This window comes from Lactobacillus sp. ESL0679, assembly GCF_029433515.1.
GTDB lineage: Bacteria > Bacillota > Bacilli > Lactobacillales > Lactobacillaceae > Lactobacillus.
This window is the reverse complement of sequence record NZ_JAQTIG010000001.1, coordinates 490203-511795: the sequence shown is the minus strand read 5'-3', so window position 1 is coordinate 511795 and position 21593 is coordinate 490203. Positions and strand designations below refer to the sequence as shown.

23 protein-coding genes, 1 tRNA gene, 1 pseudogene, 1 CRISPR repeat array and 1 riboswitch (1 of these 27 only partly in view) are annotated in these 21593 nt (G+C 38.4%); of the genes and pseudogenes, 13 read left to right on the top strand and 12 right to left on the bottom strand.

The window, feature by feature from the left end; translation table 11 throughout:
* Positions 1–175 precede the first annotated feature (175 nt).
* Positions 176–1687, bottom strand: coding sequence for a BspA family leucine-rich repeat surface protein (locus PT287_RS02535; protein ID WP_277132311.1), 1512 nt, complete (start codon positions 1685–1687; stop codon positions 176–178).
* Between the two features lie 154 nt (positions 1688–1841).
* Here PT287_RS02535 and PT287_RS02530 point away from each other — a divergent pair, with 154 nt between their 5' ends.
* Positions 1842–2123, top strand: coding sequence for a bacteriocin immunity protein (locus PT287_RS02530; RefSeq protein ID WP_277132310.1), 282 nt, complete (start codon positions 1842–1844; stop codon positions 2121–2123).
* 276 nt (positions 2124–2399) lie between these two features.
* On the opposite strand, the gene PT287_RS02525 is transcribed toward PT287_RS02530, so the two are convergent.
* The 4 genes and pseudogenes from PT287_RS02525 to PT287_RS02510 form a co-directional block, all read right to left on the bottom strand.
* A complete protein-coding gene (locus PT287_RS02525; RefSeq protein ID WP_277132309.1) occupies positions 2400–3551 on the bottom strand; it encodes an SLAP domain-containing protein in 1152 nt (383 codons plus the stop codon).
* Between the two features lie 363 nt (positions 3552–3914).
* The gene (locus PT287_RS02520; protein WP_277132464.1) at positions 3915–3983 is read right to left on the bottom strand and encodes a putative holin-like toxin; all 69 of its coding nucleotides are present in this window, start codon (positions 3981–3983) and stop codon (positions 3915–3917) included.
* Between the two features lie 252 nt (positions 3984–4235).
* Positions 4236–4655: pseudogene (locus PT287_RS02515) on the bottom strand (HD domain-containing protein); the annotation flags it as partial.
* A gap of 196 nt (positions 4656–4851) precedes the next feature.
* A complete protein-coding gene (locus PT287_RS02510; protein ID WP_277132308.1) occupies positions 4852–5001 on the bottom strand; it encodes a LacI family DNA-binding transcriptional regulator in 150 nt (49 codons plus the stop codon).
* 95 nt (positions 5002–5096) lie between these two features.
* On the opposite strand from PT287_RS02510, the gene PT287_RS02505 reads away from it, so the two are divergent.
* Genes PT287_RS02505 through PT287_RS02495 form a run of 3 tightly spaced genes read left to right on the top strand, consistent with a single transcriptional unit; the run spans position 5097 to position 6717 of the window.
* The gene (locus PT287_RS02505) at positions 5097–5849 is read left to right on the top strand and encodes an ElyC/SanA/YdcF family protein (RefSeq protein ID WP_277132307.1); all 753 of its coding nucleotides are present in this window, start codon (positions 5097–5099) and stop codon (positions 5847–5849) included.
* A gap of 9 nt (positions 5850–5858) precedes the next feature.
* Positions 5859–6071, top strand: coding sequence for a hypothetical protein (locus PT287_RS02500; RefSeq protein WP_277132306.1), 213 nt, complete (start codon positions 5859–5861; stop codon positions 6069–6071).
* Positions 6072–6090: 19 nt separating this feature from the next.
* Positions 6091–6717, top strand: a complete 627-nt coding sequence (locus PT287_RS02495) for a histidine phosphatase family protein (RefSeq protein WP_277132305.1) — start codon at positions 6091–6093, stop codon at positions 6715–6717.
* A 66-nt stretch (positions 6718–6783) separates the two neighbouring features.
* On the opposite strand, the gene PT287_RS02490 is transcribed toward PT287_RS02495, so the two are convergent.
* Positions 6784–6857 (bottom strand) — tRNA-Arg (locus PT287_RS02490).
* A gap of 157 nt (positions 6858–7014) precedes the next feature.
* Complete coding sequence (locus tag PT287_RS02485; protein ID WP_277132304.1) at positions 7015–8007, bottom strand: GMP reductase; 993 nt, start codon at positions 8005–8007, stop codon at positions 7015–7017.
* 195 nt (positions 8008–8202) lie between these two features.
* Here PT287_RS02485 and PT287_RS02480 point away from each other — a divergent pair, with 195 nt between their 5' ends.
* The 6 genes from PT287_RS02480 to PT287_RS02455 all read left to right on the top strand — a co-directional run bounded on the left by PT287_RS02480 (position 8203) and on the right by PT287_RS02455 (position 13364).
* Positions 8203–9492 carry an adenylosuccinate synthase gene (locus tag PT287_RS02480; protein WP_277132303.1) on the top strand — a complete coding sequence of 430 codons (1290 nt, stop codon included), beginning with the start codon at positions 8203–8205 and terminating at the stop codon, positions 9490–9492.
* A 3-nt stretch (positions 9493–9495) separates the two neighbouring features.
* Positions 9496–10791 carry an adenylosuccinate lyase gene (gene purB, locus PT287_RS02475; RefSeq protein WP_277132302.1) on the top strand — a complete coding sequence of 432 codons (1296 nt, stop codon included), beginning with the start codon at positions 9496–9498 and terminating at the stop codon, positions 10789–10791.
* Positions 10792–11380: 589 nt separating this feature from the next.
* Positions 11381–11836 carry a LytTR family DNA-binding domain-containing protein gene (locus PT287_RS02470; protein WP_277132301.1) on the top strand — a complete coding sequence of 152 codons (456 nt, stop codon included), beginning with the start codon at positions 11381–11383 and terminating at the stop codon, positions 11834–11836.
* On the top strand, positions 11836–12597 hold the full coding sequence (locus PT287_RS02465; protein ID WP_277132300.1) for a LiaF domain-containing protein: 762 nt from the start codon (positions 11836–11838) through the stop codon (positions 12595–12597). Before PT287_RS02470 ends, PT287_RS02465 begins: the two co-directional genes overlap by 1 nt.
* A gap of 135 nt (positions 12598–12732) precedes the next feature.
* On the top strand, positions 12733–12942 hold the full coding sequence (locus tag PT287_RS02460) for a helix-turn-helix transcriptional regulator (protein WP_277132299.1): 210 nt from the start codon (positions 12733–12735) through the stop codon (positions 12940–12942).
* Positions 12942–13364 (top strand): hypothetical protein, encoded by a 423-nt coding sequence (locus tag PT287_RS02455; protein WP_277132298.1) that lies wholly within the window; start codon positions 12942–12944, stop codon positions 13362–13364. The genes PT287_RS02460 and PT287_RS02455 overlap by 1 nt, the downstream gene beginning before the upstream one ends.
* Positions 13365–13448: 84 nt before the next feature.
* Here PT287_RS02455 and thiE read toward each other — a convergent pair whose 3' ends face one another.
* The 5 genes from thiE to PT287_RS02430 all read right to left on the bottom strand — a co-directional run bounded on the left by thiE (position 13449) and on the right by PT287_RS02430 (position 18645).
* Positions 13449–14105 carry a thiamine phosphate synthase gene (gene thiE / locus PT287_RS02450; protein ID WP_277132297.1) on the bottom strand — a complete coding sequence of 219 codons (657 nt, stop codon included), beginning with the start codon at positions 14103–14105 and terminating at the stop codon, positions 13449–13451.
* Between the two features lie 13 nt (positions 14106–14118).
* Positions 14119–14922: a bifunctional hydroxymethylpyrimidine kinase/phosphomethylpyrimidine kinase gene (gene thiD, locus PT287_RS02445; protein WP_277132296.1), complete on the bottom strand. Its 804-nt coding sequence runs from the start codon at positions 14920–14922 to the stop codon at positions 14119–14121.
* A gap of 11 nt (positions 14923–14933) precedes the next feature.
* The gene (gene thiM / locus PT287_RS02440; protein ID WP_277132295.1) at positions 14934–15722 is read right to left on the bottom strand and encodes a hydroxyethylthiazole kinase; all 789 of its coding nucleotides are present in this window, start codon (positions 15720–15722) and stop codon (positions 14934–14936) included.
* Between the two features lie 88 nt (positions 15723–15810).
* Positions 15811–15912, bottom strand: a riboswitch (TPP riboswitch).
* Between the two features lie 115 nt (positions 15913–16027).
* Complete coding sequence (locus PT287_RS02435) at positions 16028–16993, bottom strand: AEC family transporter (protein ID WP_277132294.1); 966 nt, start codon at positions 16991–16993, stop codon at positions 16028–16030.
* Positions 16994–17019: 26 nt separating this feature from the next.
* Positions 17020–18645, bottom strand: coding sequence for a malolactic enzyme (locus PT287_RS02430; protein WP_277132293.1), 1626 nt, complete (start codon positions 18643–18645; stop codon positions 17020–17022).
* Between the two features lie 142 nt (positions 18646–18787).
* Here PT287_RS02430 and PT287_RS02425 point away from each other — a divergent pair, with 142 nt between their 5' ends.
* The 3 genes from PT287_RS02425 to PT287_RS02415 all read left to right on the top strand — a co-directional run bounded on the left by PT287_RS02425 (position 18788) and on the right by PT287_RS02415 (position 21379).
* Complete coding sequence (locus PT287_RS02425; RefSeq protein ID WP_277132292.1) at positions 18788–19681, top strand: LysR family transcriptional regulator; 894 nt, start codon at positions 18788–18790, stop codon at positions 19679–19681.
* Positions 19682–19694: 13 nt separating this feature from the next.
* Positions 19695–20357, top strand: a complete 663-nt coding sequence (tenA, locus tag PT287_RS02420) for a thiaminase II (RefSeq protein ID WP_277132291.1) — start codon at positions 19695–19697, stop codon at positions 20355–20357.
* Between the two features lie 110 nt (positions 20358–20467).
* The gene (locus tag PT287_RS02415) at positions 20468–21379 is read left to right on the top strand and encodes an EamA family transporter (RefSeq protein ID WP_277132290.1); all 912 of its coding nucleotides are present in this window, start codon (positions 20468–20470) and stop codon (positions 21377–21379) included.
* 118 nt (positions 21380–21497) lie between these two features.
* Positions 21498–21593: direct repeats of the CRISPR family, unit length 28 nt; unit sequence GTATTCCCCACATGCGTGGGGGTGATCC (it continues 542 nt past the right edge of the window).

The window sequence follows — 21593 nt, the reverse complement described above, 5'->3', positions numbered from 1 at the left end:
AATTATGTTTTGGTTATCAAGAAAAGAGCTAGGGAATAAATAGGCAAAAAATAAACCTAATCGATAGTGACTAGGCTTATTTTTATGCGTAATTGGCCTGCGTTATGTCAGTTTTTATTCTTAGAACAGTATAAACATAGTAGTTATATATTAACTTATATTATTTATACGTTAGCTATTTAGCAGATAATATATGTGCGTTATCAATTTCATAATAACTGTGCTTATTTTTGTTAACTAGCGTTGCTGTCTTAAATGAACCGTGATTTTTGAAAACAACAATCTTTGGTGAATTAGTATCTGCTGGAAGTGCTCCTTGATTAACTGGGTGACCGTTAACTAGCAAGTGACCGCTGCCTGTTGAATGATTACCAAAGTTATTGGCGGCAAGGTAAAGGCCATTAGCAACATCATAAAATTGCCGGTGATTAATTGTCGTTATTTCATAAGTTCCAATTGTTGCACCGCTTGTAAGTTTGATATTAGGAATAGCAGAGCCTGACTTATTGTAAAAATATGCATTATGCTTGAGTTGGCGATCAATTGCTACAGGCGGAAGGCTTGTTAGGTGTGGTCTAGCGCCACGGAACATTAGATAAATTGCAGATTTTTTATTGTTATGACTAGTTAATTTCTTGAATTGCTTCAGAGAGTAAGTTTTTCCCAGAGGATTAAGAATAGTGCCGTGACCAACTGCCATAACTTTAGTCATATTATTACCGATAAATGTATCTTGTTTAAGTTTTTGCCGCCCCAACTTCAAAACAAAACCATCAGGATTGCCACAATTTGCGAGCATGCCGAGGGTTCCGTTTTCGTGCTTGTTTGCACGCTTAGTAGTGAAATTACTTAAATCTAAACTAGCCAAATTAGTGTCATCAAGGAACATGTAACTTAAGTCAGTGGCATTAGCGGTATTAAAATTAGCCAAATTTAATGAAGTTATTTTGGACAAATCACTGAATATGTAATCCATATGATGAACATTAATCGTGTTAAAACTGCGTAAATCAATGTCTTGCAAGTTAGTGTCACGCGCAAACATGCCGCTCATTGAAGTAACCTTGCTTGTATTAAAGTTACTCAAATCTAACTGCTTAATTTGAGGTTCGCCTTCGAATAAGTAATCCATCTTAGTGACATTTTTGGTGTCGAAAGTACTGACATTTAAGGAAGTGAGCTGATCCATAGTAGCAAACATTGCATTCATATTTGTCACTCGAGCAGTGTTGAAATTACTCAGATCAAGCTGAGTCAGTGAACGGTCATATTCAAATAGCCCTTGCATGTTAGTGACGTTACTAGTGTCAACTTTATTTAGTCCCTGAATACTTTGGAGTTTGGTTAAATTTTTAAATTTATTATGTGAATCTGATGCCAAGCTCACTGGTTTAGTGAAAATAATGTGTTCAATATTTTCAAACTGGGGATTGAGCTTAAGAATTTCGGTTGATGACAAAGTTGCGTTAGAAGTTTCGGGAGTATATATCAATGTTTGCGAACTAGAATCATAGTTCCATTTACAGGTTCCATCTGTGCCAACTAAATTATCGTTTACGGTAATATTGTTAACATTAGGTGCAGTGCTAGCTTGCACTGGATAATGCTGCAAGCTAGTTAAGCAAAGTAGTGTGGTAAATGTGGCGATGGCTACTAATGACTTGTTGTGATTGAACTTGATATTCATGATTAGGATTCCCTTCATTTGATTATTGTCATTGTATAACGCTATGAGTATAAAATCATGAATTAGGCTTGAAGAAAGTTACTTGAAAAACGGCCTAACTTATTTAGAATAGTGATAATAATTTATTTAGGTGAATGGAAGTTGTGATTTAAACATGAGCACTAAAAAAGCAGCAGCTAATTTGCTAAATATAGTTAATGCAAGTTTGAATAGTAATTTAAGTAATAATGAATATAATATAATTATACTTGCTAAAAAACGACTAAAAAAGCAAGAATATTTACCAAGTGTTGCTAATAGTGTGAAGAGCAGTTTAACACTGCTTGCTATCAAGCAACAATTATCACCAGCTGGGCGCAAATTGTATCGCAAACTGTTATCACCGGAATTTAGCGATTACCAATTGGGTTATGGCATTACCCAGATTTTTCATTAGAAGTTGGTAAAAACTTATGATTTTAATTTTTGCATGTATCATATTTTTAATCGCAGGTATCATGCTTGTTGGTCCTGGAAAAAATAAATATGGTGCAGTATTTTTGATAGTAGTTGGCATCTTGCTTGTACTGCCATTTGCGATGTTTTGGTTTAGGGGCTGTTAAAATATGGGACATAAAAAAATAGAACTAGTACCGGTAAAATATCGGGAGCTAGTCCTATTTTGAAATTTAATAATTCGCTTTAAGTTTACTATTTAGATTTTGGTGTCTTATTAAAATGATGAAGAATAGTGCATATCTGGGAATTTATGATGAGCGTATTTCTTACTTAATGATTTTGAAGTAAAATCTTGTCTATTAATTTTTCCATAACTGTCAGCTTGGAATAATACAGGCGTTGTATTTCCGTTAATGTTTTCATAATGGACTGTCATTAACATCGTATTTTTCTTTGTAGGTTTGGTACATGCATTACATACTTTAAGCCACTTTAAGCCAAGTTTAGTTATCCATTTTGCTTGATAAATCTGTGTTGCCTCACTGTAATGCATACCTCCAGCTACTAAAGGGTATTTAGAATATATCCATTTTTTAGACATTTGCCAAGGATATTTGTTAGTTCCCTTAACTTTTCCAACTTTATAAAAGAAAAATTCTGAACTAATATCCTGTATGGTTTCTAGATCATTGTACCCGTATCTACCTATAAATATACTTGGCTTTCCTTTAAAAAACCATTTTCTGTTCCATGATACAGGTAAATAAAATTTCTTAATTAGTCCATATTTATTTCCAGTTTTAACATGATTCTTCTTAGTTTTAGCCTTTTTCTTTTTCGGCTTTGAGCTAATTGTGGAGGGCTTAACGAATTCATCACTTAACTTGCTAGTATCAGAGTTGTTTTTTGTCTTTGAAGATACGAGTTCAACATTAGACATTGGAACGTATTCACCATCACCAATATAGATATAATCTGTACTGTTGATGTTACTGATGCTGAATGCTATAACTTTAATGCCTTTATAGAAAGTATTTATTTTGCTGATTGGGTTTCCTGATGCATTACAAATTGGAGTGTCATCATTTTTAACAACATAGGTTCCAATTGAAGTTAACTGCATTAAGTCATCTAAGCGTAAAAAATTATTATCTCCAATTTTTAAATACTTATTACCATTGATGGTAGAAATAGTAAATGCTCCAGAGTTATCATTAGCTACAGGATACTCATTGGTTTTTAAAGCGTGGCCATTCGGGATAGCGTTACCATTAGCATCATATATCTGTCCACTAATTGGAGAATAGTAAGTGTATTCCTTTTTAGCAGCTTGAACATTTTGTGTTGTAATTGCTGACGTAATTCCCACACTACTTGTAGCTAGAGTGATTGCTGTTAGCAATGTTAGTAGTTTTTGTCTTTTCATTTTTATCTCCTTTGCGTGATTTATACAAGGACATTATATTATACTTTTTTGAAAATTCAACAAGGTAGTTACGCATACTATTTGTTGTAATTTTTATCACACTTATTTATCGTATTGGTCGCTGTAAACCAGCAGTATCAATAAATATTAACGTCAAATATAAAAATAAACGACAACACAAAATTGAATATCAATAGTGAACATGCTAAAATATAACTGTAAATGAAAAGAAGTCCTACTGGTAATAGGACTTCTTAAACACAAGCTTCCGCCTTCAAAGAGCGGTGGTTAATTACAGAGTAGCTAAAAGGCTATCCCATAACTGTCCAAAGTTATTAAGTGGGACGGCCTTTTTTGCTGCTCTTATTTGTCGTGGTTGTTGCTGTTGATGTAAGACAACAGTGCCAACAGCACTAAACCAAATTGCAACATTAAAGAAATTGCATCGTAGACGCTCATTAACTGTTATACCTTTCAATAATTTGCTCCATGTTTCCATAGACAATCATCTCCTTGGAATTAAACAGCCACCGCCCTTTAAAACTTTATCTCGTGTTCGTTATTGATTATATCTTGATAATAGAAGTTATTGCAATATTAATTTATAAAATTTGTTAATTTTTTCTATGTTTTATTACACGTAATGATTAATTCTTAGAGCAGCCAACAAATTCTCTTAATTGCTTACGTAGCTTTTAACCAAGAATGAATGACCAGTATGTCGTGCGTCACTATATAATCAATGTAATATAATGCTGCAGATTCCAAAGATTTATCCAAATTTTTTAATAAGCCTTCTAAGTATGGTGGGATACCAGCTTGGTCCCATTTGATTTTATCAGCTAGAAAAAGAACCAAATCCAATTGTGAGTAATTTTGCTTTAAAGTTGTGTGACACTCAATCGCAGAGAAAATTTCAATATTAGAGATGTTGAATTCTGTTTTTGCAAGTTCTTTAGATATTTTTTGATGAAGGATCATTGGTACTCGATATTCTTCTGGCTCAATTGCTATTCCCATTTTCGTTGCTACTTCAATTCGCTCTTCATTTGGATAAATAGCAGAAATATCATGTAAATAACCAGCAATTACAGCTTTTTCCGGGTCATCTTTATATTGTGAGGCTAGTTTAGAAGCGCATTTGGCAACAGAAATGATTAAGTGTAGTAACTCGATGATGCTTATACAAAAAAGCAGTAACTTCTTGCTTTATTCTATTTTTATCATTTTTCGTCAATTATATTCACTACCTTTACAATAGTAATAACTTATTTAAAAAGTATTTGCTCTGGGATTGGTTTCATGATTTATAATACTGATGTCTGGCAGTAATTTGACAAATTTCAGCTGTAACTTTTTCTACAGAGACGTAAGGATGATGATTGATTACCCGCGATACTGTTGAAACAGAACATCCGGATAGTTTAGCTATTTCTTTAATGGTTGTCATTGTTTTGCCTTTTATTTTGTGCTTTTAACCCAATAATACTATATGGAATCGATACCATGTCAAAAATTATTCAATAGAGGGAACTTGATTTAAGAATGAATAAGAAAAAACAGATAGCTGAGCTACTTGCGAGAGCCAAAAACTATTATTTGTACGGCAATTCGACAGAGAAAAATGAGAAAACTTTCTTTAAAGGCGTCAGTATTAATGGCGACCAAGATGCTTTAGAAGCGATTTTTAAAGAATTAATCCAACTTGATCCAACTAATTTTGATTATCAACAAGACCTTGCAGCAACTTTAATTACTGATAATCAAATTGAACAAGCGGTAGAATTATTGCAAAACATCTTGAAGAAGGTACCGAATAATTACGATGCATTAATGTCATACTATGTCTATTCAGGCATAGTTAAAGGCAACTTTTCTGCTAGTCTTCTTAAGCGGTTAACGTCTTTAGATAGCAAGCGTACGACAATGTTTATGCAAGATTTTGCTAATTTAGAAAAAATCCGGCAAACCAAGATAGCTACAGAAATTAATTGCTATGAAGACGGGCATTTGTTTATCTTGCTTGGCTATGATTTACGAAAAGACGTCAGTATTCCCCCAATATTGCACCAACGTTTGAGTTTAGCTTTGCAATTATTACTCAAGAACCCACATTCTTCTGTTATTGTTACAGGTGGTATCCCCGAAAACGGGCATACAGAAGCCTATCTAATGAAAAACTGGTTAATAAATCATGGTGTAGCTCCCGAGCGCATTTTTACAGAAAGTAAATCAATTAATACGATTGAAAATGCTGAATTTTCATTGCGTTGTGCTCATCAGATTGCTTTTAACTAAAAGATAACCTTGATTAGTTCGGTTAGTCATCTTCGCAGAGTCCAAATTTTGTTTATGATTGCTAATAGAAGAATTAATGGGACAGAACAAACGATGGATGTCGTTGGCATTTCAGATGTACCTGAACTTGTAAATCATTCCAGTAAAGAAGAGCAGATAGTGATGTATCGCGATGTGCTGCGGATAGATGGTATATGGTTATACCCGAATTTAGTAAGATAGGTAATGAAAGGAAAGACGAATGCTAAACGTATATCTTGTGCGTCATGGGCAAACAGAAACTAATAAAACGCACTTACTTAATGGGTCGTTAACTAACTTGCCGTTGAATGAAGTGGGAATTAAGCAGGTTGAAGCTTTGCAAGCTAGTTTTGATACTAAGCAAATTGACTGCATTTATACTAGTCCGCTGCTTCGAGCCTATCAGACTGCAGAAATACTTGATCAGGGACAACACGAGATTTTTCGGGATGACCGTTTAAAAGAGATTAATTTTGGTAATTGGGATGGGAAATTAGATAAGGATATTTACGCCAAGTATCCTCAGGCCTTTGACGAACTAGGCCATTTAAAAGAAAATTATAGCAATTACTGCACCGGCGAAAGCTTTCAACATTTAAAAGAGCGTGCGACGAGCTTTTGGCGAGAACTAGTGCAAAATCATGAGGATGAAAATATTTTATTGGTTACGCATGGCTTTGTCATTCGTTCGCTAACCCAAGTTGCATTTTCTTTTCCGGCCGCTTCGCCAATTGGAGAAGTTAAGAATGCAAGTGTTAGCAGTTTTTCTATTGATGATAAAAGTAAAAACATTTTTCTGAATTATTATAATCGCATTACGCCAAGTGAATTTTTAATTACTAGGTAAAATCTGTGTGAATAACAAAAAAGCTAGAAGCTGCAATCTTGTTGCATAACTTCTAGCTTTTATTTATGCGCCCTGAAGGATTTGAACCTTCAACCTTCTGATTCGTAGTCAGACACTCTATCCAGTTGCGCTAAGGGCGCGGTAACTTTTTAAGTATAGCATAGAGTTATCACTATTAGGAAATAAAAAATCTCAGCACTGACTACCTAACAGAGCTGAGACAATTATCATTTTATCGGAAATGGCATTTCATTGCTACTTTAAAATGTTATTTCACTTAGAAAGTTGACTTATTGGCTATTTGTCGCCGTTTAAGATGGTATTTTTAACGATTACGTAATCAACCAGCTTAATGGAGCTGAGATTTTTACCACCGGCATAAGAAATAGCGGATTGTAAGTCTTCCTGCATTTCGGTTAACGTGTTAGCGATTGGACCGCGGAATGGGACCAACATTTGCTTACCCTCAACGTTGCGGTAGGCGCCTTTTTGAACTTCCGAAGCAGAACCCCAATATTGCTTGTAGGTCTTGTCATCAATCTTAATCACATTACCTGGAGATTCTTGATGGCCAGCCAGCATTGAGCCAATCATTACCATGGTTGCACCAAAGCGGACAGACTTGGCAATATCACCATTGTGGCGAATCCCACCGTCAGCGATGATTGGCTTACTTGCAACCTTACTGCACATTCTAAGAGCAGCTAGTTGCCAACCACCGGTACCAAAACCAGTCTTAAGTTTAGTAATGCAGGCACGACCAGGACCGACACCAACTTTTGTCGCATCAGCGCCAGCACCTTCCAATTCACGAACGGCTTCAGGGGTGGCAATGTTACCAGCTGTTAAAAATGTATCCGGCATTTTATCTTTAATGTACTTAATCATCTTAATGACGTACACGGAATGACCGTGAGCGACATCAATTGTAATGTATTCGGGGATGATATTTTCTTTAACGAGTAAATCAATAAAAGCGTACTCACTATCTTTAATACCAACAGAAATTGAGGCAAAAAGTCCTTGTTCATGCATCATTTTGATGAAGTCAAGTCGCTTCTCAGGTTGAAAACGGTGCATGACATAGTAGTAGCCGTTTTTAGCAAGCCAAACGGTTAAATCTTCATTAATTACACTTTCCATATTAGCAGGAACGACTGGTATCTTAAATGTTCGGCTTCCAAACTTAACGCTGGTATCAGCGTCATGGCGGCTTTTAATAATTCCTTTGTTAGGTACAAGCTGAATGTCATCGTAGTCAAAGGCTTCCATACTAAAGTAGTTACTCATAATTCAATCGACTCCTAATTCCTTATCTGTTTGAACGAGAGTAACTATAATCAATTTATTTTAATTTGTCAATATAAAAATCGAACTATTAAAAATTAAATTGCTGAAATAATTCGCATTTTAATTTGACTAACAGCTTATAAATTGTTAGACTAATTTTTGTGATATTTGTATATTTTTTATGAGGTGAACAAAATGACAGCAGTTGCAGTTGTTGGTAGTCAATGGGGCGACGAAGGTAAAGGTAAAATTACTGATTTTTTGAGTAAGGATGCAGCGTATGCAGTTCGCTCAAATGGTGGTAATAATGCCGGTCACACGATTGAAATTGACGGTAAAACATTCAAGATGCGGTTAATTCCTTCCGGTATTTTTGCGGCAGATAAGGCTGCTGTAATCGGCAACGGGGTTGTGATTAATCCCGAAGTTTTACTAGGTGAATTGGAAAATCTGGAAAAGAACGGAATTGATACCAGTAAATTACGAATTTCCAATCGGGCACACATCATTATGCCGTACAACATCAAGCAGGATGAATACCAGGAAGAAGCCAAGGGAGCTAATAAGATTGGTACTACCAAGAATGGTATTGGGCCAACTTACATGGATAAGGCTTCTAGAATTGGCATTCGCGTTTGTGATTTATTAGAAAAAGACACATTTGAAGAAAAACTGCGTGCTAATTTAGCAGAAAAGAATGCTTTGTTCACTAAGGTTTATGGTAAACCAGCACTTAAGTTTGAAGACATTTTTGATAAATATTACGAATATGGCCAAAAGATTAAGAAGTACGTTACGGACACATCAGTCTTGGTTAACGATGCACTTGATAATCAGGAAAAGGTGCTTTTCGAAGGTGCCCAGGGTGTAATGCTCGATATTGATGAAGGAACTTATCCCTTTGTCACATCATCTAATACAATTTCTGGCGGAATTGCCAGTGGTATTGGGATGGGCGCCAACCGTTTACATACGGTTATCGGTGTCTGCAAGGCTTATACTACCCGTGTTGGTGCCGGCCCATTTCCAACAGAATTGCTTGACGCAACTGGTGACCGCATTCGCGATACTGCTCATGAATACGGAACGGTTACCGGTCGTCCGCGTCGTGTTGGCTGGTTTGACTCTGTTGCTTTGCGTCACGCTAAGCGGGTTGCTGGAATTAATGCTTTGAGCTTGAATTTGCTTGATATTTTTAGTGGCTTTGATACAGTTAAAATTGCAACTGCTTATGAGTTAGATGGTAAGAAGATTGATTACTATCCAGCTAGTTTGAAGGAACTTTACCGCTGCAAGCCAGTCTATGAAGAATTACCAGCTTGGCAGGAAGATATTACCAAGGCTAAGACTTGGTCAGATTTGCCAGAAAATGCCCAAAAATTCTTAAAGCGGGTTGAAGAAATTGTCGGTATTCCGTTAGTTACAGTTTCTGTTGGCCCTGATCGTGAGCAAACGATTGTTTTGCAAAATCCATGGGAAATGTAATCGATGCTTGAACGTTACACACGCCCAGAAATGGGTAAAATTTGGACAGATGAAAATAAATATGCGGCGTGGTTAAAGGTTGAGATTGCGGCAACCAATGCTTGGAGTGAACTGGGTGAAGTTCCGGCAGCTGATGCAGCCAAAATTGCCAAAAATGCTAGTTTTACTGCGCAGCGTGTTGCCGAACTTGAGCAGGTAACGCATCATGATGTGGTAGCCTTTACCAGAACTGTTTCAGAAAGCCTTGGCCCAGAAAAAAAGTGGGTTCACTTTGGTTTGACTTCAACCGATGTGGTTGATACCGCTCAAGGCTATATCTTGAAGCAGGCCGATGCAATTATTCGGCAAGATTTGCTAGCACTAAAAGAAACGATTGCAGCTAAAGCTCTTAAATATAAGGACACTGTTGAGATGGGCCGGACACATGGCGTCCAAGCAGAGCCAACTACTTTTGGCTTGAAGCTTGCTCGTTGGTATGCCGAAATTAATCGCGACATTGACCGTTTTGAACATGCGGCTAAAGGTGTTGAATCCGGTAAAATTTCTGGTGCTGTTGGGACTTTTGCTAACGTGCCGCCAGCTGTTGAAGCCAGCGTAATGAAGCAATTAGGCTTAACGCGGCAACCGATTACCAGTCAAATCTTGCCACGCGACTTACATGCCGAATATATTGCCACTTTGGCATTGATTGCAACAAGCATTGAAAACTGGGCAACGGAAATTCGCGGTTTACAACGTTCGGAAATTCATGAAGTTGAAGAACATTTTCGTGCTGGTCAAAAAGGTTCGTCGGCGATGCCGCACAAGCGTAACCCGATTGGCTCAGAGAATTTATGTGGTATGGCACGGGTTTTACGTGGCAATATTGTGACGGCCTACGAAGATGTAACTTTATGGCATGAACGTGACATTTCTCATTCAAGTGCTGAGCGGGTAATTTTACCTGATACCACGATTGGGATTGATTACATGCTTGACCGCTTTAATCGGATTTTGACTAACCTAGATGTTTTCCCAGAAACGATGCTTAAGAACATGGACAAGACCTATGGCCTGATTTATTCACAGCGTCTGTTATTGAAGCTAATTGATGAGGCGGGTTTATCTCGTGAAGCAGCTTATGATATGGTGCAGAAGTTAACGACTAAATCATGGCAGGATGGTATTTCATTTAGAAAGCTGGTTGAAGATAGCCAAATTATGAATTACTTGTCCGAGGATGATGTGGCTGACGCCTTTGATTATCATTACCATTTGCGTCATGTCGATGAAATTTTCCATCAAGTAGGACTTGAATAACAAAAAGCAAAATAAAAGAGTTGCACTTCAATTTGTGTAACTCTTTTATTTTGTCCGTCTTTTCTTTATCCAGTCATGAATGTAAAAGATCCAACAAATAATAAAGTAAATCAGAATAACAACAAAAGTAATACTAATACATTTCATAAATAAGCCAAAATTTGTCATAACTGTCCAGATTAAAAATGCTATATAAATGACTGCTAATGTTGATATTGCTTTAGTAACACGCCTTTCAACATTAATAACGTGAAATACTTTACCTTGATCTAAGTTTCTTAAGCCTTTTCTTTTCATAATGTAACCTTCATCACTATTATTAATAATTGAAAAATAAATTATAATTAAATTTTAGCTATTGCTTTCATTATGTCAAGATATTTGTTAATTTTATTTTAATAAATTAAATATGTATTCAGTTATTTTATTTCTCAAAAATTGTCACTATTATTTGTAAATCAAGTCTGCTTTTTTAATTAGTGTCGTTGCAATTGCAACTTACGCACTTAAAACGACCACTTATGCAAAGAGGGTAGATTTTGGTTTTAAATTAGCGTTTAATAATCATCATGAAAGGCAGGTGAGAATCATGAAAGTAAAAATTGACCTTGACCCTGATATGACCGAACCAGTGGTAACAATTCAAGCAAAAGAGTTGTCGCCAGAAATTGAGCGGATCTATCGGCAACTGCAGGAAGTCAGTCAAAGACCTGATCAGCTTGAATGTTATAAAGATGACGTTTCATATTACTTGGATTTGAATGACATTTTGTTTTTTGAAACAGAAGATCGGCAAGTGGTTGCACATACGGGACGTGATTCGTTTAGTGTTAACTATAAATTATACGAACTAGAGAACTTATTGAGCAGTCAATTTATGCGCGTTTCCAAATCCACGATTTTGAATTTGAAGCAAGTGTACTCATTGACCAGATCAATTACTAACTGTCAGATACACTTTCATGATACTTATAAAACTGTCTATGTTTCACGCCACTATTACCACAGCTTGAGTGATCGATTAAACGAGAGAAGGCCATTATAATGAAAAAGCAAAAGATTAGAGAACTGTTTTGGGGAGTAGCATTACTTGGAGCAGCAATCTTTTTAATCATGAATCAGTTAAATTTGTTTTCGTTTCGGCTAAATTTTTGGACGATTTTTTGGACAATTATTTTTGGTGCGTGCTTGATTGAAGGCCTGAGTAATCGTAGTATTGGCGGCACGATTTTTTCAATTGCCTTTTTATTAATTGTGTATGCCCAGCCACTTAAAATTACTAAGATTGTTCCGTGGACTGTCTTACTGGCGGCATGTTTAATTACTGGCGGTCTACACATGATTTTTCCGCACAAACGGCACCATGCTCATGTGTATATTAACGGGCATAAGGTAAATGGTGATTGGTCAAAATTTGGCACAGAAAAGTCATTTCATACCGACCATGTTTTTGACAGTAGCAGTCAGGATGTGGATGAGCAAGACATTGTGGTTAATCAGAAGTTGTCTGATGTTTCGCGCTATGTTCGTTCGCAGAGTTTGCGCAGTGTTACGATCAATTCGTTAATGGGGGATGCCAAGGTCTATCTTGATGCGGCTAAACCGGCAACTGATACGATAATTGTGGATATTAATTCATCAATGAGTGATGTCTCGCTTTATATTCCATTATCGTGGCAGGTTGATGACCAGATGTCGTCAATTTTCGGCGATGTTGAGATTAATGGCAGCTCTAATGGTGGCGGGCCAACGCTAGTATTAACCGGCAATAGTAAGTTTGGCGATGTCGAAATTAACTATGTGTAAATTAAAATATCTGTTCCTGATTAGGAACAGATATTTTTTATTTATGATTGATTTTTATTACTAAATGTAATAATATGAAGTTAGTTTCATATGAAGTAAGCTTCATATTGAATATTGAATGTAGAGATGAAAATAATGCCGAATTTAGTGAAAAAATTGCGACTAGAGCATAAATTAACTCAGGAAGAACTGGCTGACAAAGTTGGGGTTACACAACGAACAATTATTTCTGTAGAAAAAGGTAAGTACAAGCCATCGTTATTGCTAGCATATAAGTTGGCGTGCTTTTTTGGCATAAGTATTGAAGATTTGTTTTGTTTAAAAGAATATTTGGAGAACCAATAATGAAGAAAAAACTGCTGCGCTCCGCTGTTTATGGATTGTTCTTTTTAGTAATGAGTTTACTTGAAATAGTGATCGTCTTTCATGATAAAGATGTGGCATATAGAATTAAACATATTATTTGGGCAATATTACTGTTAATTTGTGCTTCGGGCTACCTGGTTAATTGGCAAGACATTAAAAAGGGTAAGCGAGACATTTGTGATGATGATGAACGTGACCGCTATATTAACCATGTTGTTGGTGCACGAGTAACTAAATGGCTGAATTGGTTGATGTTTGGTGTTGCCATAATTTTCATGTGCTTATATGGTACCTACAAGCAAGAAATATTAGGAATAATCGCGGTCCTTTCTATATTCTATTGGAATATTAGTTTAATCCTAGAAATTATCTTCACGATTATTGAGGAACGAAAAAGTTAAATATAGGGTCGTTAGTGTAATCATAGCGGCCTTTTTTGCTAGCAAAAAATCACGTCTAATGGCGTGATTTTAAATATATAGACTTTAATTGTGCCACGGGGCATCAAGCATTGCCCGAACAGTTTCTTTAATATCGCCACTTTGGGCAATCATTGAAATTACTGCTGCACCAGCGGCTCCAGTATGAGTAATATCAGGTAAGTCTTTTACCGTGATACCACCGATAGCAACGATGGGATGCTTACTGCTGGTTGCCAATTCGGTAAGACCAGTGAGGCCAATTACAGGGTCAGCGTCAGCCTTGGATTGTGTTGCAAAAATCGGACCGCTGCCATAATAATCAATCCCTGCAATTTGGTTGCCAGCTTCAATTTCAGCTAAAGTTGAGCAGGAGTAGCCTACAATCATTTGGCTGCCAACTTCGTTAATCACTTGCTGGATCGCTTCGTCGCTTTGACCAACGTGAATTCCCTCGGCATTAACTGCTTTGGCTAATGCTACATCGTCATCGATAAAGAAGGGCACTTGATATTGCTGACAAAGCTCATGCAACTGACGAGCCATTGGCAGTCGCTCATTATCACTTAAAGTTGAATTAGGTCCCTTATCACGAAATTGAAAAGCCGTAATTCCAGCTTTTAGCGCTTCCTCGACGATTTCTGGCAGAGTCTTGCCTGCTGGTAAATCCTGAGTACCACAAATAAAGTAAGACTGAAGAATGTTTGCGTTAAACTTTTGCATTAGTTTTTCCTATCTATTTTGCCCAGTGGTTGAGTGGTCCGTGACCATGTCCCACCTGGATTGTTTGTTCAATTGTCTTTGTAACGTATTGTTTAGCGAGTTTAATAGCAGTGGCTAAATTGTGTCCAAGAGCAAGCTGGGCAGTGATTGCGGCAGCTAAGGTATCGCCGGTACCATGCGTCCGTTTAGTATGCGTCCGCGGACTGCTAACCCAGAAGCTAGAACCGTCTTCAAGAAGGGCAAAGTCGCGGACTTCTTCGGTAGTGGAATGTCCGCCCTTGATTAGCACGTTTTTAACACCCATATCTTGCAATGAACGAGCAAGGTCGGGATACTGCTGCTGCGAAGTAACAGTTATGCCCGTTAACACCTGCGCTTCTGGCAAGTTAGGAGTTACTAAGTTGGCTAATGGCAATAACTCTTTCTTTACGGTTGTAATTGCATCTTCACTTAGTAGGTGGGCACCACCTTTAGCTACCATGACAGGGTCAACGGTAACTGGACCGAAGTCATATTTTTGTAAGTTAAGCGCCACTTGGTGGACGTGGGCAGCATTACCAAGCATGCCGGTTTTAGTTGCCCGAATTTTAAAATCAGCAGCTAAAGATGCACACTGCTCATCAATCATCTCAAGTGGGAGTAGGTGTGATGCTTGGACACCCAACGTATTTTGGGCAGTAACGGCGACGACAACGGCGGTGCCAAAGACGCCTTGCATTTGAAAGGTCTTGAGGTCTGCCATGATGCCGGCACCACCACCAGAATCTGTCCCAGCAATTGTCAGAACTTGAGGGAATGAATTAATTTCTTCTGCCATAAAATACTTCCTTAATCATAATCAGCAATCTTTTTAATATCAGCAACTTGCACCTTGGCTAAGTAGTCCATGAGGTACATCCCAAAACTGCCGGGGCCAACATCGGGATGATCTTGAACAACCAATTGTCCGATTGAACCAAACACAAGCGTTGCAGCTTGAGCCGCCTCGAAGCGACTATCGGTTACTGCACAAAAGGCAGCGACAATGCTGGTTAACATGTCGCCGGAGCCCACATGAGCCTGAAACAGTGGGGTACCATTATGAATGTGGACCACATTGTTGCCATCACTAATTGTATCAGTTGCACCACTGGCAATAACGGTACAGTGATACTTTTTAGCTACTTCCTTGGTGATTTCGTCAAGATTGCCCGTGCCAGATCCAGCATCGATGCCCTTAGCATTCCATGCAAAATCGCCTAAAGCGGCGATTTCTCCCGCATTACCACGAATTACACCCACATGGAAGTTCCATAATAAGTCTTGGGCAACATTAAGTCGATATTGGACAGCACCGACAGCAACAGGATCTAGTACGATTGGCTTTTTGTATTCTCGAGCTAAATCGCCCATTGCCTTCATGTGGGCAATCTGTAATTTAGTTAAACTACCCATGTTAATCGCTACGGCCGAGGCCATGTTGACCATTTCGCTGGTTTCATCAATTTCGTTACTCATAATGGGCGAAGCACCAATCGCATTCAATCCATTGGCGACATCTTGAACGGTAACGAAGTTAGCGGCATTAAGAACAACGGGGTTCTGTTTGCGCAATTTATCTAATAATTCTAACTGCATAATTTTTCTCCTAAAAATAATTGAAGAAGTCCTCAGAGCCATAACTTTGAGCTAATAAAAAAGCTTTGGCACGTAGTTGTGTCAAAGCAATAGGTAGTTGACACGTTCCTCGCGCAAGTATTAGCTTACAGGTTCAAAGGGTCTGAAACGTTGTTTCATCTCAGCCTAAAAGGCCCCCCTCGTGTTATCGCTTCCAATTATACCGATTTTTAATGAAGAATACAATGCTAAGTTAGTGGCGGGATTAAAACTAAAAAATAAAGACCAAGCTAATGATGACAGCTTGGTCTTTGTTTTTTTAATTGTTAGATAAATTGTAAAATCGTCATCAAAATTGGTACTACAATAATGAAGAGAATTGTACTTTCAACAACAATGTTGGTTGCGTATTTAACATCGCCGTGTGACTCGTTAGCCAAAATTGGTAAAACAGCTAACATTGGCGTTGCTGATTGCACAACTAGAGTTTGCCGCATCAAGCTTGGCAAGTTGAAGCCAGCATTCATTCCGATTTTAATTAAAATAATTAAAACTACTGGTGAAAGAATGAACCGACCAATCAAGGCCAAGATTGAATCGCGATCGAACTTGATGTTCTTAATCCCGGCGTCATGCAGGACAATCCCGATATAAACAAGTGAAAGTGGTGTTACTAAGTTCCCAACGTAAGTTAATGTAGAGTTTAAGAAGGTAGGTACAGGAATTCCTAATAACATCCAGACTAGAGCAACAATGAAACCAACAAGTGGCATTGGTAAAAGTTTCTTCCAATTAATTTTGTGGCTAGTCTTTTTACCTTTAGCAGTTGGGTCGTCGTTTTGAATTAAGAAGACGCCAAAGGCCCAAGTGGAAACGGTGTTGATAATGTAATATACCAGGAAGTAAGACATGGCTTGATCACCGAAAAGTGCCATGTTTAACGGCATTCCGATAAAGATTGTGTTGGCATTAACCACGGCGTTCATAAAGATACCGCGGCGGCCAGGACGGATTTTAAAGACTTTGACGCAGAGCCAAGCAATAATGTAGCCGATAATTACGCCCAATGCTGGGAACAATAATTCGGTTGATAATTGCAGCAGGCTACCACGGCTAAGGTTTTTCATAACGGCTGTAAAAATCGAAGCTGGCAGGGCGATTTTAGTAATAATACTAGAAATTTCACTACCAAATTTATCGTCAATCCAATTAAATTGTTTTAGTAAAAAGCCGAGAGCCATGATTAAGATAATCACGACAACGCTTGATACAGATGTCAAAAAGACTTGCATAAAAAGTTTCCTCTTTCTGTAGTTAATTAATATTTAGGCATCCATTTTGTTTCTTGAACGGCTTTTTTGGCGTCAGTAATTCCTTCACCTGCTAAACCTTGATCAATTGCAGTTTGAGCTACCTTTTCGGCAATTGTGGCTGAGAAACTGGTTAGTTTCGCAACTGGCGGCAGAACCGCAGCACCGGCAATAGTTGGATCAACAATCCCACCTAAAGCATGGCTGGCGGTTGCGACCATTTTATCGCTCATCAGCTTGGCCTTCACGGATATTGCTCCAAGACCAAGTCCTGGGTATACTAGGGCATTATTGGCTTGGCCAATTTCATAGGTTACACCTTGGTATTCAACTGCATCGGCAGGAATCCCAGTCGCAACAAGAGCCCGACCATCAGTCCACTTAATTAAGTCTTCGGCTTTGGCCTCGGCTAATTTAGTTGGATTAGATAATGGGAAGATAATAGGTCTAGCTGTATGTGCTGCCATTTCTTGGACAATAGCTTTGGTAAAAGCACCAGGTTGTGTCGAGGTCCCAATCATAATTGTGGGGTGGACAGCTTTAACCACGGCTTCAAGGTTAGTCAATTCATCGGCATTAGCAAATTCATTGCGCGTTCTAGTGAAGTCTTTTTGCCCAGCAGTCAGCTCGGGGGTATCATCAAACAATAAGCCTTGCTTATCAACAAGGTAAAAGTGCTTGCGAGCTTCTTCTGGACTCAAACCTGCACGGACTAACTCGTCCCGCATCATATTTGCAATTCCGATACCAGCAGTCCCAGCACCAAAGGTTAAAAAGATTTGGTCTGTTAACTTTTCCTTAGAAATATTTAACGCACCAAGAACTGCGGCTAAAGAAACAATTCCTGTTCCTTGAATATCGTCGTTGAAAGTAAAAATATCGTTTCTGTATTTATTTAAAATGGTTGCGGCATTTTCGCGACCAAAATCTTCAAAGTGTAACAAAACATGCGGGAAGACAGTTTCGATATTTTGGACAACTTCGTCGACAAAAGTCATGTACTGTTCACCTTGAATGCGGTGATGACGGTTACCCAGATACTCTGGATCATCAAGCAAGGTTTGGTTATCAGTACCGACGTCTAATACAACGGGCAAAACTTGGCTGGGGTCAACGCCGGCAGCTGCAGTGTAAACCATCAGCTTACCAATGGCGATGTCAACGCCGTTAACGCCCCAGTCGCCAATACCTAAAATGCCTTGAGCATCAGTTGCAACAATTAAACGAATATCGCGACCTGCTGCAGCGTTGGTTAGGGCTGCTGTGATATTTGCCGCATCGTCAATTGATAAAAAAGCCGCATTTTGCGGGTTAGTAAACAATTGACCATATTGCTCAATTGAGTCGGCAACAGTGGGATCGTAAACGATTGGCATAAATTCAACAATATGTTGTCCCATCAAGTAAAAGAATAACGTCCGGTTCTCGTTGAAGATATTCATTAAGAATAGGCGCTTCTCAAGAGCAGATGTTTTACTTTGAAATTGGTTGTAAGCTTGACTTGCCTGTTCAGCTAATGTTTGCACACGTGCTGGCAGTAGTCCAGTTAAGCCGTATTGTTCACGTTCTTGCTTAGTAAAACCAGTTCCTTTGTTTAAAAAAGGATTGTTTAAAATATTTTGTCCTTGTTCCATAATTGCCCTCCAAATATAATACAATAAGTATTTTTAATAGCAACAATTCTGTACTTTACGCGGGTAATAAATTTATTGTCAAATTTTGCTCAACTTATAATAAAATGTTATATGAGGAAATTGATTAAGGGGTGAGAGTAATTTGGATTCATTAAACGTTAAGGACTTGATGTATTTTTTAACAATTTTAGAAAAGCGCAGCTTCTCGCAAGCAGCTAAGGCATGTGGAGTATCACAGCCAACGTTAACGCTGGCAATTAAGCGACTTGAGAATGACTTTCAGACTAGCTTGCTGGTGCGGGATCATTCACACCAACAGTTGCGGCCAACACCAACAGGTCAGCAATTGGCGCTGCATGCGCGGTCAATTTTAGCAGAATTGGATTTGACTAAACGCGAAATTGCGCAGATTGAGCGTCAGGTGATTAGGTTGGGACTACCGCCGATTATTGGTAACTATTATTTTCCACAGATTTTCCCGGAATTATTTAAGGCTGGCTTAACCAATTCACTAGAAACGATTGAGGCGGGCTCGTCACATTTGCAGGAGCTCTTGGAATCAGGTGACTTGGAAATGGCATTATTAGGTTCAATCGCACCAACATTTAATAACCAGCTGCATGTTGACTTATTTGCTAAAACCCAGTTTAAGGTTGTGGTCGCACCTGAAAATCCGTTAGCCAAACAAGAGTCAGTATCTTTTGCGGACTTAAAAAAGCAACCATTTATCACGTTAAGCAATGTTTTTGTTCACGAGCAGGCATTTAAGCAACTATGCAAGAGAGCACAAGTTAAGCCCCGCATTATTTATAAAGCTAATGATATTCAAATATTAAAAGCAATGGTGCGGCAAAATTTGGGTATCGGTTTTTTAACACAGACCGCGTTAAGTAAGGCGGATCAATTGTGCACTGTTAGCTTAACGGATTCTCAGCAGCCACACTTTTATATGTCAGTGGCTTACCGCAAAACTCACCGATTAACAAGTGCCGAGCAGCAGTTATTGACAGTTTTACGGCAAAGTTTATGTAGTTAAGGAGAAGAATGATATGACAGAATTTACAGACCAGTTGCATCAAGCGGCAAATAGTTTATGGCAAAAGAGTATGATGCATCCATTTGTGCAGGAATTAAAAAGCGGGAAATTGCCAATGAATAAGTTCCGCTTTTATTTATTACAAGACAGGTATTATTTAAATGAATTTAGTAACTTTCATTGCGCAATTGCGGCAAAAACATCTGACCAGCAGACTAAAGAATTTTTGCTTGCTGGGGCCCAAGATTTAAAGGACAGTGAAATGGCAGTCCGTGAGCGCTTTTTTGAACAATTGAAAATTACGCCGGATGAAATTGCACAGACACTGATTGCACCAACAGCGTATGCTTACGTTAATCATTTGGAGATGACTTTGGCCAGGGATGGAATTGGACCAGCAGTTGCCTCCCTTGTGCCATGCTACTGGTTGTATCAAGAAATTGGCCAAAAACTAGCAGATTCGGGGTCACCGGTTTCTTATTATCAAGAATGGATTGATACTTATGATGGTGATTGGTATGCAACTAATGTAAAACGAATTTTGCGCCTGACCAATTCGCTAGCTGATTCCAGCTCTGCAAGTGAACGTGAAAAGATGCAACTGGCATTTGTTCGTAGCAGTTATTATGAATTGCAATTTTGGCAGATGGCGTATAAACAAGAGCGTTGGTCTTAAAGTTGGCGAACAAAAAAGCATGAATGGTCATGCTTTTTTTAGTTGCTAGTTTAGCTTAATCGGGATTTTTGTTATTATAAGTAAGTTAAAATAAAAAAGGAGAGTTAGAAATGGTATCAGCTAAGAAGAGACATTTGTGGGCCTTTCTTGCGGGCTTAGCCTGTGTTATGTGGGGGATTTCGGGGCTATTTGCCAAGTCATTATTTAACATTAGTCCGGAAATTACACCAATTTGGCTTACACAAATGCGCATGGTAGTTTCGGGTGTGGTTTTATTAATAGTTGCTGGAGCTGTTGACCAAAAGCCGATAGCAACAATGAAAAATAAGCATGACGCGTGGGTAATTATCGCGTACGGTATTTTTGGCTTGTTGCCAGTGCAGTTGTTTTATTTTATTACCGTGCAAAAAGCCAATCCGGCGATTGCAACAATCCTGCAATTTATTGGGCCGTTTTTTGTGATGGCTTACTTAATCATTCGCCATCAGCAAACTCTGCGTATGTTAGATATGCTAGCCGCAATCACGGCATTTATTGGTGTTATTTTGCTTGCAACACACGGTGATTTCAGTCATTTGGCGATTACACCCGAAGTACTTATGTGGGGACTGTTAGCCGCAGTTGGCGTGGCAACTAACACTTTAATTCCAATTAATGTATTGCACCGAGTTTCTAGTTTGGTGGTCACAGGATGGGGATTACTCTCTGCTGGAATTTGTTTGACAATTATTCATCCAGTCTGGCCACATACGCATTTAACAGGACAAGTTTGGTTGTCCGTTGCTGTAGTAATTGTGATTGGTACTCTTATTCCGTTTCAATTGATGACTAACTCACTGCGATTCATTAAGGCATCGACGGCTAGTTTGCTTGATGCTTTTGAGCCATTGTCCGCAACGATTGGGTCGGTTTTGTGCTTCGGCTTAATTATGACGCCACTTGATTGGCTTGGCGCCCTTTTGGTAGTTGCTGCAGCGATGGCGCTAAATATTACGCCGAAGAAGAAAAGGAAAAATGTTTAGAATATTGTAGTATTAGATAGGATATTAAAGCTAAGTAATTATAAATTAAAATTTACAAACCAATGAAAAAAGTGTATTCTTCATTTTAAGAATGTTGATATAGCTGGGATCTTTTACTGTATTCCCCACATGCGTGGGGGTGATCCCAACATGCTATGACCAGATTAAGACGCTAGACAGTATTCCCCACATGCGTGGGGGTGATCCTGGTTGT